A 14,130-nucleotide genomic window follows, 5' to 3' on the forward strand; every position below is an offset into this window, starting at 1 on the left:
TTAAAATTCAGTAAGACTGAAAGTTTTACCAGTCTGTGAATCAGGTCGCAGGATGTTCGCCGAACAGTGGCAGGGTGGTGACCGACAGCATTTCCGCGACGCTGTCCCCGGCGTTGCGCAGGCAGTGGCGTTTGCCGGAATCGAAATGCACGGAGTCGCCCGGGCCTAGTGGATAGCTGTGTCCGTCGATCTCATAGGTGATGCGTCCGCTGAGGACGTAGGCGAACTCCGAGCCGTCGTGGGTGATCAGCTCCGATTCGTAGCCCACCGGGACCGTGACTTTCACCGCATTCAACTGATTGCCGGGAAAGCTGCTGGACAGTCGCTCGTAGCTCAGCGGCTGGCCTTCGATGGTGTAGCGCACGCGCTCGCCCTGGTGCGAATCCGGGGGAATCTGCTGCGGCGAGTCGAACAGTGCGTTGAGGGGCACGTCCAGCGCCTTGGCGATGTTTGCCAGGGATGACAGCGAAACGCCGGTGAGATTGCGCTCGGCCTGGGACAGGAAGCTGGCGGTGAGGCCCGATTCGGCGGCCACCTGGTTCAGGGTTTTCTTCGCCGCGCGCCGATAACGGCGCAGGCGTTCTCCGATACGATCTGCGGACATTGGCAAGGCTCTTGTGGGACGCGGGCAGCATACCAGCGTCATCGCCCTCTGAAAGCACCGCGCCATGATGGGATGGAAAATCGGCCTGAAAACTGCCGCGGCGGAAAAGTCTTTGACCTTAAATTTAAGTGTTGCTTAAATTTCTCGAATTTTCATTCCCTCAGGGAGAGTCGCATGACACTGGGTGTAGGGGGCGCAAGCCCTGAACAAGCGCTGGCCAGGTTGCAGGTGATGACCGCTGGCGCCGAGCCAATCGCGCTGGCGGAGTATCGCCTGCGCATCGAGCGCCTGCAGCAGCTCATGCAGGCCCAGGGATTGGCGGCGGTGTTCGTCGATGCCGGCAGCTCGCTGTTCTATTTCACCGGGCTGAAGTGGAACCCCAGCGAGCGGATGGTCGGCGCCCTGGTGCCGGCGCGTGGCGGGGTGCATTACATCGCTCCCGCCTTCGAGGAGGGTACGGTACGTGACCTGCAGGTGCTGCCCGGCAGCATCAGCGTATGGGCAGAGCATGAAAGCCCGTTCACCCTGCTGGTCGGGATGCTGGCGGAGATCGAGGTGCGCGACGGCGCGCGAGTCGGGCTTTGCCACAGCCTGCCGTTCGGCATGTACGAGCGCCTGCGTCAGGCGGCTGGCGGGATGCAACTGGTGGATGGCGGTGCGCTGGTCGAGCAATGCCGCCGTTGCAAGTCGCCGGCCGAACTGGCGCTGATGCAGCGCGCCAAGGACATGACCCTGGAGGTGCACAAGGCTGCCGCCAGCATCCTGCGGGAAGGCATCACCACCACCGAAGTGACGCGCTTCATCGAGTCCGCGCACAGGAAGGTGGGGGCGCCGGGCTCGACCTTCTGCATCGTGCTGTTCGGCGAGGACAGCGCCTACCCCCACGGCGTACGCCAGCCGCGTCCGTTGCATGACGGCGACATGGTGCTGATCGACACCGGCTGCCAGCTGTACGGCTACAACTCGGATATCACCCGCAGCTACGTGTTCGGCACGCCCAGTGCGCGCCAGCGTGAGCTGTGGAACCTGGAGAAGGCTGCACAGCAGGCGGCCTTCGACGCCGCGCTGCTCGGCGCGCCGTGCGAGCGGGTGGATGCCGCCGCGCGGCGTTGCCTGGAGGCCGGCGGTCTCGGGCCGGATTATGCGCTGCCAGGCCTGCCGCACCGAACCGGTCATGGCATCGGGCTGGATATCCACGAAGGTCCGTATCTGGTTCGTGGCGACAGTACGCCGCTGGACGTCGGCATGTGCTTCAGCAACGAGCCGATGATCTGCGTGCCGGGCGAGTTCGGCATTCGTCTGGAGGATCACTTCTACATGACGGCGGAAGGTCCGCGCTGGTTTACCCAGCCGAGCCATTCGGTGGACGATCCGTTCGGTCTGAACGCCTGATCCAGGTGGGCTTTTCGTAGGAGCGAGCTTGCTCGCGAACAAACTCCGCTGCTGGGATGTTCGCAAGCAAGCTCGCCCCTACAGGTATCACTCGGGCTTCAGTTCTACTCGAGAGAAGTTGTTCGAGCCCAGGGGGCTGAGGGTGAAGCCCTTCACCTCCGGGCGCACCACCGCGAACTGCTTCGGGTAGGCGAGGGCGATCCACGGCGCCTCGCGCTGGAAGATCGCCAGGGCCTGTCGGTACAGGCCGGCGCGGATGTCCTGGTCGGTGCTGGCGCGGGCCTGGCGCAGCAGCTCGTCGAACTCGGCGTTGCACCAGCCGGCCTGGTTCTCGCCGCTCCTGGCCGCCGCACAGGACAGGTTCGGTGTGAGGAAGTTGTCCGGATCGCCGTTGTCGCCGACCCAGCCCATGAAGATCAGGTCGTGCTCGCCCTGCTTGGCGCGCTTGATCAGTTCGCCCCATTCGAACACGCGGATATCGGCGTGGATGCCGATCTTCTCCAGGTCATCCTGCAGCATCTGCGCGCCGATGCCGGGGTTGGGGTTGGTCGGGCCGCCGCCGGGGCGGGTCCAGATCGACAGCTTCAGGCCGGGCTTGATGCCGGCTTCCTCCAGCAACCGTTTCGCCCGTGCCGGATCGTGCGGCCAGCCCTTGAGCTGCGGGTCGGAGCCCCAAAGCGTCGGCGGATAGGGTGCGACGGCCGGGGTCGCGGCGCCCTCGCCGAACTGCGCCTTCAGGTAGGCGTTGCGGTCGAAGGCGAGGTTGATCGCCTGGCGCACGCGCACGTCGTCCAGCGGCTTGTGCCGGGTATTGAGGGCCACATAGGCCACCAGCAGGGAGTCCAGCTCCTCCACTTTCAGGTTCGGTTCCTGGCGCAGCGCCGGGATATCCGTGGGCTTGGGGTAGACGGCGATCTGGCAGTCGCCGGCCTTGACCTTCTGGATGCGCACGTTCGGATCGGGGGTGATCGCCAGCAGCAGGCGGTCGATCTTCGGCTTGCCGCCCCAGTAGTCCGGGTTGGCGTTGAAACGGACCTGGGCGTCCTTCTGGTAGCGCTGGAAGACGAACGGCCCGGTGCCCACCGGCAGGTTGTTCAATTGCTCGGCCTTCTGTGCCGCGAGCAGCAGGTCGCCGTATTCGGCGGAATAGATGGAGGCGAAGCCCATCGCCAGGTCGGCGAGGAAGGGCGCTTCCGGATGCTTCAGGGTGAAGCGCACATGGTGCTCGTCGAGCTTTTCCACAGCGCTGATCAGGCCCGGGAGGCCCATCGCCTCGGCGTAGGGGAAGCCGCGCGGGGCGAGCCTGTTCCACGGATGTTGCGGGTCGAGCTGGCGCTTGAAGCTCCAGAACACGTCGTCGGCGTTGAACTCGCGGGTCGGCGTGAAGTAGTCGGTGCTGTGGAATTTCACGCCCTGGCGCAGGGCGAAGGTGTACTGCAGGCCGTCGTCGCTGATGGACCAGCTTTCCGCCAGCGCGGGTACCAGGCGGGTGCTGCCGGGGGCGAACTGGACCAGGCGTTCGAATACCGTTTCCGCCGATGCGTCGGCAGTGGTGGCTGCAGTGTACTGGGTGATGTCGAAGCCTTCGGGGCTGGCCTCGGTACAGACCACCAGGGACTGACCAAAGGCCGGCGCGCAGCCGAGCAGGCTGACGAGAGTCAGGCGGATAAGCGCAGTGCGCACGGCGGGTTGCCGGAGAAAAGGCCGCCGGAGGACCCGGCGGCCATCGGCCTTACTTGCCTACGCTGACGCCGTAGAACGAGTTCAGCGCGAACGGGCTGATCTTGAAGTCCTGTACGGTCTTGCGCATCGGCTGGTACACGGTGGAGTGGGCGATCGGGGTGATCGGCACCTGCTCCTTGAGGATGTGCTGGGCCTGCTTGTACAGCTCGGTGCGCTTGGCCTGGTCCGGGGTGCGCTTGGCAGCCTTGATCAGCTTGTCGTAGGACTGGTCGCACCATTTGGAGAAGTTGTTGCCGTCCACGGCATCGCAACCGTAGAGGGTGCCCAGCCAGTTGTCCGGGTCACCGTTGTCGCCGCTCCAGCCGATCAGCATGGCGTCGTGCTCGCCACCCTTGGCGCGCTTGATGTACTCGCCCCATTCGTAGGTGACGATCTTCGCCTTGATGCCGACCTTGGCCCAGTCGGACTGCAGCATTTCCGCCATCAGCTTGGCGTTCGGGTTGTACGGGCGCTGCACCGGCATGGCCCACAGGGTGATCTCGGTGCCTTCGGGCACGCCGGCCTTCTTCAGCAGCTCCTTGGCCTTTTCCGGGTTGTAGCCGGCATCCTTGATGCTGTCGTCGTAGGACCACTGGGTCGGCGGCATGCCGTTCACGGCGAGCTGGCCGGCGCCCTGGTAAACGGCGTCGATGATCGCCTTCTTGTTCACCGCCATGTCCAGTGCCTCGCGTACTTCCAGCTTGTCCAGCGGCTTGTGCAGCACGTTGTAGGCGATGTAGCCGAGGTTGAAGCCCGGCTGCGACGGCATGTTCAGGTTCGCATCCTTCTTCAGTGCCTCAAGGTCGGCCGGACGCGGGAAGAGGGTGATCTGGCACTCGTTGGCCTTGAGCTTCTGCATGCGCACCGAGGCGTCGGTGTTGATGGCGAAGATCAGGTTGTCGATCTTCACCTCACCCTTGTTCCAGTAGTCCGGGTTGGCCTTGAAGCGGATCATCGCGTCCTTCTGGTAGCGGCTGAACACGAACGGGCCGGTGCCGATGGGCTTCTGGTTGATGTCGCTGGCCTTGCCCTGCTTGAGCAACTGGTCGGCGTATTCGGCGGACTGGATGGAGGCGAAGCTCATGGCCAGGTTCTGGATGAAGGCGGCGTCGACTTCGTTGAGGGTGAACTTGACGGTCTTGTCGTCGACCTTCTCCACCTTGGCGATGTTCGCGTCCATGCCCATGTCGGTGAAGTAGGGGAATTCGGTCTGGTACGCCTTACGGAACGGATGGTTCTTGTCGAGCATGCGGTTGAAGGTGAACAGCACGTCGTCGGCGTTGAATTCGCGGGTCGGCTTGAAGTAGTCGGTGGTGTGGAACTTCACGCCCGAACGCAGGTGGAAGGTGTAGGTCTTGCCGTCCTCGGATACGTCCCACTTCTCGGCCAGGCCGGGGATGACCTGGGTGCCGCCCCGCTCGAACTGGGTCAGGCGGTTGAACACGGTTTCCGCCGAGGCATCGAAGTCGGTGCCGGTGGTGTACTGGCCGGGGTCGAAGCCCGCCGGACTGCCTTCGGAGCAATAGACCAGGTTGTTGGCGGCGTGGGCGAGCGGGGCGCTGGCGATCAACCCAGCGGCAATCATGGAGCGGATGACGGCGTTCTTACGCATACGGACCTCTGGTTATTCTGGTTGTCATCGAGGAACAGCCTTGTGGGCTGCGTTGCGTGAAACTATGCACGGCACATGCCGTGCGCAAGTTGCTGGCGGGGATGAGTGTAGAAGTTGTGACGCGAGTGCAAGGGAATGTCGCAATTTCGACAATGGAAACCGCGTGGTCAGGTCGCGGCGTCCTGGTCTTCGGCGATGCCATGCCAGGATAAGGGAGTTGCCGTTACCGCTGGGCCACGGAAGCGGCCCAGCGGTAACGATTCAGATCAGGGCATCTGCACTTCGATCGTGCCGTCGGCGCTGACCACGACCTGGCTGGTGCCGGCTTCGATTTCCTGCGCCGGGGCGCCGCCGTAGCTGTCGGCTTTCATTGCCGCCATGCGCATCACCGGCATCGGGCGCGGCGTACCGGAGGTGTTCAGGTTCAGACTGACCAGCTTGTAGCCCTTGCCGCCGAGTGCGTCGGTGAGTACCTGGGCGCGGGCCTTGAAGGCTCCCACGGCGTCTTTCATCAGCGCGTCTTCATTCTTCACCCGGGTTGCATCGGCGATGCTGAAGTTCATGCTGCCCATCTTCAGCTTGCCGAGCAGGTCGGCGGTGAGCTGCGAGAGGGTGGCGAAGTCGGCGCTCTCCAGGCGGATTTCCGCGCGCTCGCGCCAGGCGGTGATCTTCTGGCCCTTGTCGTCATACACCGGGTAGCTGTTGCGGCTGCCCAGGCTGACGGTCACGCCCTTGACCTTGCGCGCCTGCTCCAGGGCGGCGTTCAGGGTGGTGGTGGTTTCGCCGGCCAGCTTGGCGGGATCGCTGGCCTGCCCTTCGGTGAACAGGGTCACGTGCATCAGGTCGTGGGCGACTTCCTGGCTGACCTCGGCGCGCAGCGAAACCTGGTTGTAGCGAGGTTCGTCTGCCAGGGCTCCCAGGCTGGTGGCACACAGGGCGATGGCGGCGGCGATGGCGGTGAAGGGTTTCTTCAGTACAGACATGGATGACTCCTTGCTCCAGAAAATGTCCCGGCCACAGCGTAGTAGAGGCTGTGGCGAGGACTGTCAGACCCTTTGACGGAGATTCGTTCCGCAGCGGGTTAATAGCGGGTGTCACCAATTGTTTCCGACCGCCAGGACCCGCGCTGGAGTATGCTGTGGCGCTATGCCGCATAAGTTGGAGGGGGCTCTTGGCTATACTCGCGCAAATTCCGGAATTCACCATGCGCACACCGGTTTTCCAGCTTTCCGCCAGTCGTCAGAACCTCCTGCATCTGACGCTTATCCGTATCCTCGTGCTCGCCGCCCAGGCCGGTTCCGTCGGGCTCGCGTACAAGGCCCAACTGATCCAGCTGCCATGGCTGGCCCTGAGCGTGACCCTCGGCGTTTCCCTGGTGCTCTGCCTGGGCACTGCGCTGCGCCTGCGCGGTCCGTGGCCGGTGACCGAGCTGGAATATGCCGTCCAGCTGGCCTGTGACCTGCTTATCCACAGCGTGCTGCTGTATTTCTCCGGCGGTTCCAGCAACCCCTTCGTTTCCTATTACCTGGTGCCGCTGACCATCGCCGCGGCGACCTTGCCCTGGCTCTACACCATCGTTCTCGCAGGCCTGGCGCTGGCCAGCTACACCGTGCTGCTGGTGTGGTTCCACCCGCTGGAAATGGCCGCCGGGCAGCGTGACAACCTGCTGGTCTATGGCATGTGGCTGAGCTTCGCCCTCGCCGCCGCGCTGATCACCTTCTTCGTAGCGCGCATGTCCGAATCGCTGCGCCGGCAGGAGCAATTGCAGGCCCAGCGCCGCGAGGAAGGCATGCGCGACCAGCAACTGCTCGCCGTGGCCACCCAGGCCGCTGGCGCCGCCCATGAACTGGGCACGCCGCTGGCGACCATGAGCGTGCTGCTCAAGGAATTGCGCCAGACCAATGCGGACCAGCCGCTGCTGCAGGAAGATCTCGCCCTGCTGCAGGAGCAGGTGAAGCTCTGCAAGGACACCCTGCAGCACCTGGTGCGCGCCGCCGAGGCCGATCGTCGGCAGGCGGTGGTCGAGCAGGGCGCCGACGAATGGGTGGACTCGGTCCTGCACCGCTGGCACCTGATGCGTCCGGAAGCCAGCTACCGCTACCAGACCCTCGGCAAGGGCAAGGCGCCGCGCATGGTTCCGCCCACCGACCTGAGCCAGGCGCTGCTCAACCTGCTGAATAACGCGACCGACGCCTGCCCGGACGACCTGGATGTCCGTCTGGACTGGGATGCCGGGGAAATCTGCCTGAGCATCCGCGACCAGGGGCCGGGCGTTCCCCTGGCCATTGCCGAGCAGCTCGGCAAGCCTTTCTTCACCACCAAGGGCAAGGGTTTCGGCCTCGGCCTGTTCCTCAGCCAGGCCAGCGTGACGCGGGCGGGCGGTACGGTGAAGTTGTACAACCATGAAGATGGCGGCACTCTGACGGAGTTGCGTCTGCCAAGAAGCTATGGCGTGGCTTGAGGGCCACGTCTGCGAGGAAGTCCCATGAGCGAAGAGATCCAGTTCGAAGGCGAAGAGCAGCCCCACCTGTTGCTGGTGGACGACGATGCCACCTTTACCCGCGTCATGGCCCGCGCCATGACCCGCCGCGGGCTGCGGGTGTCGGTCGCCAGCTCTGCCGAAGAAGGCCTGGCCCTGGCCAAGGAGGACCTGCCCGACTACGCCGTTCTCGACCTGAAGATGGACGGCGATTCCGGCCTGGTACTGCTGCCCAAGCTGCTGGAGCTGGACCCCGAGATGCGGGTGGTGATCCTCACCGGCTACTCCAGCATCGCCACCGCGGTGGAGGCCATCAAGCGTGGCGCCACCAACTACCTGTGCAAGCCGGCCGACGCCGACGACGTGCTGACCGGGCTGCTGTCCGAGCACGCCAACCTGGATACCCTGGTGCCGGAAAATCCCATGTCGGTGGATCGCCTGCAGTGGGAGCATATCCAGCGCGTGCTGGCCGAACACGATGGCAACATCTCCGCGACCGCCCGTGCCCTGGGTATGCACCGGCGAACATTGCAGCGTAAGCTGCAGAAGCGCCCGGTGAGGCGTTAAGTAATCGATAACACGAGGAGCGCCAACTGAGCGCTCCTTTTATTTTCAGCCGTGCGAGCTTGATTCCATGACCGACAGCGCCGAATACCGCGCGGCGAACGACGCCGTTCGCAGCCATTTCTTCCACCGGGTCTGGCAACTCACCGCGCCCTACTGGCGCAGCGAAGAAAAGGGCACGGCCTGGCTGCTGCTGATCGTGGTGATCGCGCTGTCGCTGGTCGGCGTGGGCCTCAGCGTCTGGCTCAACAGCTGGTATCGCGACTTCTACAACGCCCTGCAGAACAAGGACCTGAAGAGCTTCATCCACCTGATGCTGATGTTCTGCGGCATCGCGGCGGTGTTCATCCTCACGGCGGTCTATCGCCTGTATCTGACCCAGATGCTCACCATCCGCTGGCGCCGCTGGCTGACGGAGAAGCACTTCGCCGCCTGGCTGGGCGACAAGAACTACTACCGCCTGGAGCAGCGCGGTCACACCGACAACCCCGACCAGCGTCTCTCCGAAGACCTCAACAGCTTCACCGACACCACCCTGACCCTTGGCCTGGGCCTGATCCGCAACCTGGTCAGCCTGGTGTCCTTCTCCGTGATCCTCTGGGGGGTGTCCGGCAGCATCGAGCTGTTCGGCATCTCCATCCCCGGCTACATGTTCTGGGCCGCGCTGCTCTACGCGGCGGTCGGCAGCTGGCTGACCCACCTGATCGCCCGTCGCCTGATCGGCCTGAACAACCGCCAGCAGCGCTTCGAGGCGGACCTGCGTTTCGGCCTGGTGCGGGTGCGCGAGAACGCCGAGAGCATCGCCCTGTACAACGGCGAGGCCAACGAGAACGAACGGCTGATGACGCGCTTCCGCAATGTCTGGGGCAATTTCTGGGAACTGATGAAAGTCCAGAAGCGCCTGACCTTCTTCAGTTCCGGCTACGCGCAGATCGCCACCGTGTTCCCCTTCATCGTGGCCGCGCCGCGTTATTTCTCCGGGCAGATCCAGCTCGGCGAACTCATGCAGATCAATTCGGCCTTCGGCAACGTGCAGGACGGCCTGAGCTGGTTCATCGATGCCTACGCCAGCCTCGCCACCTGGCGTGCCACCTGCGACCGTCTGCTGAGCTTCCGTGGCGCAATGGCCGAGACGGCCAGCGAGTCGGCCGACATCGACGTGCGCAAGAGCGGCGAAAATCTCCAGTTGCAGAACCTCAGCCTGAGCCTTGGCAGCGGTCGCGAGCTGCTGGAGCCGGCCAGCCTGGTGGTGAATCCTGGCGAACACGTGCTGATCGGTGGCCCCTCCGGTGGCGGCAAGAGTACCCTGCTGCGCGCGATGAGCGGCCTGTGGCGCTACGGCAGTGGTGTGGTGCAGATGCCCGAGGCGCGCTGCCTGTTCGTGCCGCAGAAGCCCTACCTGCCGATCGGCACCCTGGCGCAGGCGCTGAGCTACCCGGAGCAGCCCGACCAGCACAGCGTGGAGCGACTGCAGGAAGCCCTGCGCCTGTGTCGTCTGGAGGCGCTGGTCCCGCGCCTGGACGAAGCCGATCACTGGCAGCGGGTGCTGTCCCCCGGCGAGCAGCAACGCCTGGCCATCGCCCGCGCCTTGCTCTACTCCCCGCGCTGGCTGTTCCTCGACGAGGCCACCTCGGCCCTGGACGAGGCCGACGAAGCGGCGGTCTATCAGGTGCTGCTGGAACAGTTGCCGGGCGTCACCCTGATCAGCATCGGCCACCGCGGCAGCCTCAAGCGTTTCCACCCCCGGCAGTTGCGCCTGGAAGATCGCCGGCTGCGGGAAATGGAGGCGGTGTTGCCGGCCTGATGGCAGTTTGATTCCCTGGCAGAGTGTGATCTGGTTAGTAAGAAACGTCTGAGAGTTATCTCAAAAGGGATGAATTCTTCTTAATTTCTTACATTTTCCAGTGTTTAGTCGCTGCGAAATTTTCAATAACAGGTACCCTGTCCGCCCCGGCCGGGCTCTGCCCGGCTTCACGGCAGCTCAACGGTACCGTCATGAAGTCCCTTTCCCCGTCACGGCAGGCCCTGACCCGCTCGGACCTGCGCCTGGTCGATCCGCGCCGGCTCCTGCTGGGGGGGGCGTGCGTGTCGCTGGTGGTGGCCGTTGCGGCTTTTGCCGGCGGCATCTGGGTGGGGCGCGCCCATGTAGAGCCCACCGTGCCACCCGCCGTTCAGGCCGAAAGCAGTGCCGAGGCACCGGAAGAGCGCTTTGCCGCCGAGCGTATCGGCCAGCTGTCCGGGCGCCTGCAGGTGCTGGAAAAGGACGCCGCCTACCTGCTGCAGGCCGTCGACAGCCATGAAGAGATTGCCCGCAAGCTGTCGAAGCTCGACCCCGAGTTGGTCCCGCAGGCCAAGGCGCCCGAGGTGCGGCACTCGGTCAACGGCGAAGGCGGCATCCTGCTGCCGCCGCGTCCCTGCGCCGAGCCGTTGCCTTCGACCGACATCGAGCAGAACGAGCGTTCCGCCCGCTGCCTGCGGCGCGTCTTCGATCAGTTGATGGACCAGGTTGCCCGGCGCAGCGCCGATTTCATGGCCATTCCGGCCCGCCGGCCGATGGAGGACGCGCGCCTGGGCTCGCCCTTCGGCAACCGCGTCGACCCCTTCAATCGCCGCCTGGCCTTCCATTCCGGCCAGGATTTCTCGGCACCCACGGGCAGCCCCATTCACGCCGCCGCTGGTGGCCGCGTGGTCGTCGCCGACCGTAATCCCTCCTATGGCAACCGTGTCGAAATCGACCATGGCAATGGCCTGGTGACCCGCTACGCCCACGCCTCGAAGCTGCTGGTGACGGTGGGGGACGTGGTATTGCCGGGCCAGGAGATCGCCAAGGTGGGCTCCACAGGGCGCTCCACCGGGCCGCACCTGCATTTCGAGGTGCTCTACCACGGCGAGTTCGTCGACCCGCAGAACTTCCTCTCTCTGGGCGGCATGGAGATCGACAGCGATGGCCTGGCCTCGGACTAGGAAACCTTCCACCCGGGACCTGCTGCGTGCCGAGCATCAGCCCCACGTTCCTCGCCGCCGGGGCCGGGTGGGGGTGATTGCCCCGCTGCTCTGCGTTGCCCTGGCCGCGGCGCTGGCGGGGGCCTATTTGCTGCGCACGCACGATGACGGGCAGGTGCGCCAGCGCATCGAGGCGCTGGAAACCGAGAACGCCCGCCTGACCACGGCGCTGGAAGAGCGGCGCCTGCAAGGCGAAGAGAACCAGGCCAATCGCGAGCAACTGATGCGGCGGATCGACGCGATGTCCGCCGAGATCAAGAAACTGAAGACTGAGCTGGCCTTCTTCCGCCAGCAGAAACCTGGCAAGTAGTCCATCTAGGGGGACAGATGTTCGGCAACAGCAAAAAGAAGGCGCCGCAGGTGTCGGTGGACAAGTTCTCCAGCCTGCTGTCGGGCAATGTCTCGCTGGCAGGGGACCTGCAGTTCGAAGACGGCCTGAAGATCCTCGGTACCGTGAGGGGCAATGTCAGCCACAAGCCGGGTGCGGCGAGCTTGCTGGCGCTGAGCGCGGAGGGACGGATCGAGGGCAACGTGAGCAGCTACGACGCCCTGATCGACGGCACCATCATTGGCGACCTCCATGTCGAGCACCTGCTGGAGTTGCACTCCAACGCCCGTGTCGTCGGCAACATCCAGTACCGCCAGCTGAGCATGGAGAATGGCGCCACAGTGGACGGCAAGCTGACCCGCCTGGCCGACGGCGAAGCGCCCAAGCCGCTGGAGCTGCCAGCACCGGTGCGCGAAGAGGCAGCCGAGGCCTGATTTGCCCCGGCGGGACCGGTACTTAGCTTGCTATGATTGCCGTTCCCAACGTCCTGAACGTTCCGCCCCATGCTCGCTCTTCTGCTCCAGACCTTCGGCATTACCGCCCCGGTCTTCGCCATGCTGTTCCTCGGAGTGCTGCTGCGCCGTCTGGGGGCGATCAATCCGGAGTTCATCCAGACCGCCTCGGCACTGGTGTTCAACGCCACCATGCCGGCGATGCTGTTTCTCGGCATCTACCATTCCGACCTGCACAGCGCGGCGCGTCCGGCGCTGCTGCTGTACTTCTGCGTGGCGACCCTGGTGGGCTTCCTGTTTGCATGGGGATGGTCGATCTGGCGGGTGCCCCGTGCGGATCGTGGCGTCTATACCCAGGGAGCGTTTCGCGGCAACAACGGCATCATCGGCCTGGCGCTGGCCACCAATCTCTATGGTGACCACGGCCTGGCGCTGGGTTCCGTTCTCGCCGCCCTGGTGATCCTCTGCTACAACACGCTCTCGTCGGTGGTGCTGGCGATCTACAGCCCGAGCATGAAGTCCGACCCCTGGAGCATCTTCAAGAGCGTACTGCGCAACCCGCTGATACTCGGCGTGCTGGCGGCGCTGCCGTTCTCCTGGCTGCAGATCGCGCTGCCGGCCTGGTTGCTGACCTCCGCCGACTACTTTGCCCAGATGACCCTGCCGCTGGCGCTGATCTGCATCGGCGGCACCCTGTCGCTGGCGTCACTGCGGGAAAGTGGCGGCATCGCGCTGAGCGCCAGCCTGATGAAGATGGTCTGGCTGCCGCTGATCTGCACCTTCGGCGCCTGGTTCTATGGGTTTCGCGGTGCGGAACTGGGCGTACTCTTCCTCTACTTCGCCAGCCCGACGGCGGCTGCAAGTTTCGTGATGGCCCGCGCGGCAAACGGTAACCACGAGCTGGCCGCCTCGATCATCGTGATCACCACCTTGGCGGCGGCGGTAACCACCAATATCGGCATCTTCCTGTTGCAGTGGGGCGGCTGGATGTAATCGCCGACGAGGCGTATTTGCAGATCGTCGAAGTACGACAAATATGAAGAGCCTTGTAAGACTTTGCTGAAAGACAGCACTGTGCCGCCAAGACGCAGTGAAGTTCATTTATTCGTTGTACAAGAACGGTTACATTTGGCGATCTTCTGCACGATCAAGGATTGTTCATGCACCCCACACGCCGGATTCTGTGTGCCGTCTCCTGCCTGCCGGCCTGTCTGCTGGCGGCGGTGGTCGCTGCCGAGCCGGGGGCCGAGCTGAGCAGTCCTACCGCCGGCTGGCGCTATTCCGGCCTGAACGATGATCCCAGCGTGCCCCGCGTGGCCTATCCCACGCCGCCCATCGACCGTGGTGGCGTGCGCGGCCGCAGCCTGATCGAAGGCCATCTGCGTGAAGTGTCCGGCATCGACCGCGCTCAGCGCCTGGTGGTCAACGGCAACCCGCTGCCCTTGTATACCGATGCCCAAGGCAAGTTCGTCCGCCCTTACAACTTCGGCGCCGGCAGCAACAGCGTCGCGGTGAGCAGCGACCAGGGCAAATCCCTCAAGCGCCTCCAGTACTACGAGGCCAACAACAGCCGCATTCCGCCGCGCATCCGCCTGGCGCTGGGCTGGAACGACCCCAAGGCGGAACTCGACCTGCATATCGTCACGCCCGACGGCCAACATGCCTTCTGGGCCCACCCGCGGCTGAGCAACGGCGGCGGCCTCGACCCTGACGGCGTCGACGGCCCCGGCCCGGAAATGTTCACCATGGCCGCGCCGCTGCACGGCACCTACCTGGTCTACGTGAACTACTGGGGCAACTACAACGCCAGCCAGGGTTACAACTTCCAGGAAGGCAACCACGAGCAGGACGTGATCACCGCCGAGATCAACCTGGTGTTCAACGAAAATACCGTCAACGAGAAGCGCGAGACCTTCGTGGTGCCCATGCGCACCATCGGTGATCTGGTGCTGGTGAAGACCTTCAACTACTGAA

Annotated in this window: 13 protein-coding genes; 9 read left to right on the top strand and 4 right to left on the bottom strand. The window is 64.5% G+C overall.

What is annotated here, in order from left to right:
• Window positions 1–40: 40 nt before the first annotated feature.
• The gene (locus tag ACAW63_RS09920) at window positions 41–604 is read right to left on the bottom strand and encodes a helix-turn-helix domain-containing protein (protein WP_371233361.1); all 564 of its coding nucleotides are present in this window, start codon (window positions 602–604) and stop codon (window positions 41–43) included.
• A gap of 174 nt (window positions 605–778) precedes the next feature.
• Between ACAW63_RS09920 and ACAW63_RS09925 the strand changes: the two genes are divergently transcribed.
• A complete protein-coding gene (locus ACAW63_RS09925) occupies window positions 779–1,996 on the top strand; it encodes a M24 family metallopeptidase (protein ID WP_371233363.1) in 1,218 nt (405 codons plus the stop codon).
• 87 nt (window positions 1,997–2,083) lie between these two features.
• Here the strand turns inward: ACAW63_RS09925 and ACAW63_RS09930 are convergent, their stop codons facing one another.
• From ACAW63_RS09930 to ACAW63_RS09940, 3 genes are all read right to left on the bottom strand, one after another.
• Entirely contained in the window at window positions 2,084–3,679 is a 1,596-nt protein-coding gene (locus tag ACAW63_RS09930; protein WP_371233365.1) for an ABC transporter substrate-binding protein, read from the bottom strand.
• Window positions 3,680–3,728: 49 nt separating this feature from the next.
• Complete coding sequence (locus ACAW63_RS09935) at window positions 3,729–5,330, bottom strand: ABC transporter substrate-binding protein (RefSeq protein ID WP_371233366.1); 1,602 nt, start codon at window positions 5,328–5,330, stop codon at window positions 3,729–3,731.
• 266 nt (window positions 5,331–5,596) lie between these two features.
• On the bottom strand, window positions 5,597–6,313 hold the full coding sequence (locus ACAW63_RS09940; RefSeq protein WP_371233368.1) for an SIMPL domain-containing protein: 717 nt from the start codon (window positions 6,311–6,313) through the stop codon (window positions 5,597–5,599).
• 221 nt (window positions 6,314–6,534) lie between these two features.
• Here ACAW63_RS09940 and ACAW63_RS09945 point away from each other — a divergent pair, with 221 nt between their 5' ends.
• The 8 genes from ACAW63_RS09945 (at window position 6,535) to ACAW63_RS09980 (ending at window position 14,129) form a co-directional block, all read left to right on the top strand.
• Window positions 6,535–7,791 (top strand): ATP-binding protein, encoded by a 1,257-nt coding sequence (locus ACAW63_RS09945; RefSeq protein WP_371233370.1) that lies wholly within the window; start codon window positions 6,535–6,537, stop codon window positions 7,789–7,791.
• Window positions 7,792–7,815: 24 nt separating this feature from the next.
• Window positions 7,816–8,376, top strand: coding sequence for a response regulator transcription factor (locus tag ACAW63_RS09950; protein ID WP_152220615.1), 561 nt, complete (start codon window positions 7,816–7,818; stop codon window positions 8,374–8,376).
• A gap of 67 nt (window positions 8,377–8,443) precedes the next feature.
• The gene (locus tag ACAW63_RS09955; protein ID WP_371233372.1) at window positions 8,444–10,177 is read left to right on the top strand and encodes an ABC transporter ATP-binding protein/permease; all 1,734 of its coding nucleotides are present in this window, start codon (window positions 8,444–8,446) and stop codon (window positions 10,175–10,177) included.
• A 191-nt stretch (window positions 10,178–10,368) separates the two neighbouring features.
• Window positions 10,369–11,337, top strand: a complete 969-nt coding sequence (locus tag ACAW63_RS09960) for a M23 family metallopeptidase (protein WP_371233373.1) — start codon at window positions 10,369–10,371, stop codon at window positions 11,335–11,337.
• A 73-nt stretch (window positions 11,338–11,410) separates the two neighbouring features.
• Entirely contained in the window at window positions 11,411–11,686 is a 276-nt protein-coding gene (locus ACAW63_RS09965) for a hypothetical protein (protein ID WP_371233374.1), read from the top strand.
• Window positions 11,687–11,703: 17 nt separating this feature from the next.
• Window positions 11,704–12,138 (top strand): polymer-forming cytoskeletal protein, encoded by a 435-nt coding sequence (locus tag ACAW63_RS09970; protein ID WP_371233375.1) that lies wholly within the window; start codon window positions 11,704–11,706, stop codon window positions 12,136–12,138.
• A 69-nt stretch (window positions 12,139–12,207) separates the two neighbouring features.
• Window positions 12,208–13,149, top strand: a complete 942-nt coding sequence (locus tag ACAW63_RS09975) for an AEC family transporter (RefSeq protein ID WP_371233376.1) — start codon at window positions 12,208–12,210, stop codon at window positions 13,147–13,149.
• A gap of 167 nt (window positions 13,150–13,316) precedes the next feature.
• Window positions 13,317–14,129 carry a DUF2135 domain-containing protein gene (locus ACAW63_RS09980; protein WP_371233378.1) on the top strand — a complete coding sequence of 271 codons (813 nt, stop codon included), beginning with the start codon at window positions 13,317–13,319 and terminating at the stop codon, window positions 14,127–14,129.
• Window position 14,130: the final 1 nt, after the last annotated feature.

It is taken from the genome of Pseudomonas sp. QE6 (assembly GCF_041379005.1).
GTDB lineage: Bacteria > Pseudomonadota > Gammaproteobacteria > Pseudomonadales > Pseudomonadaceae > Pseudomonas.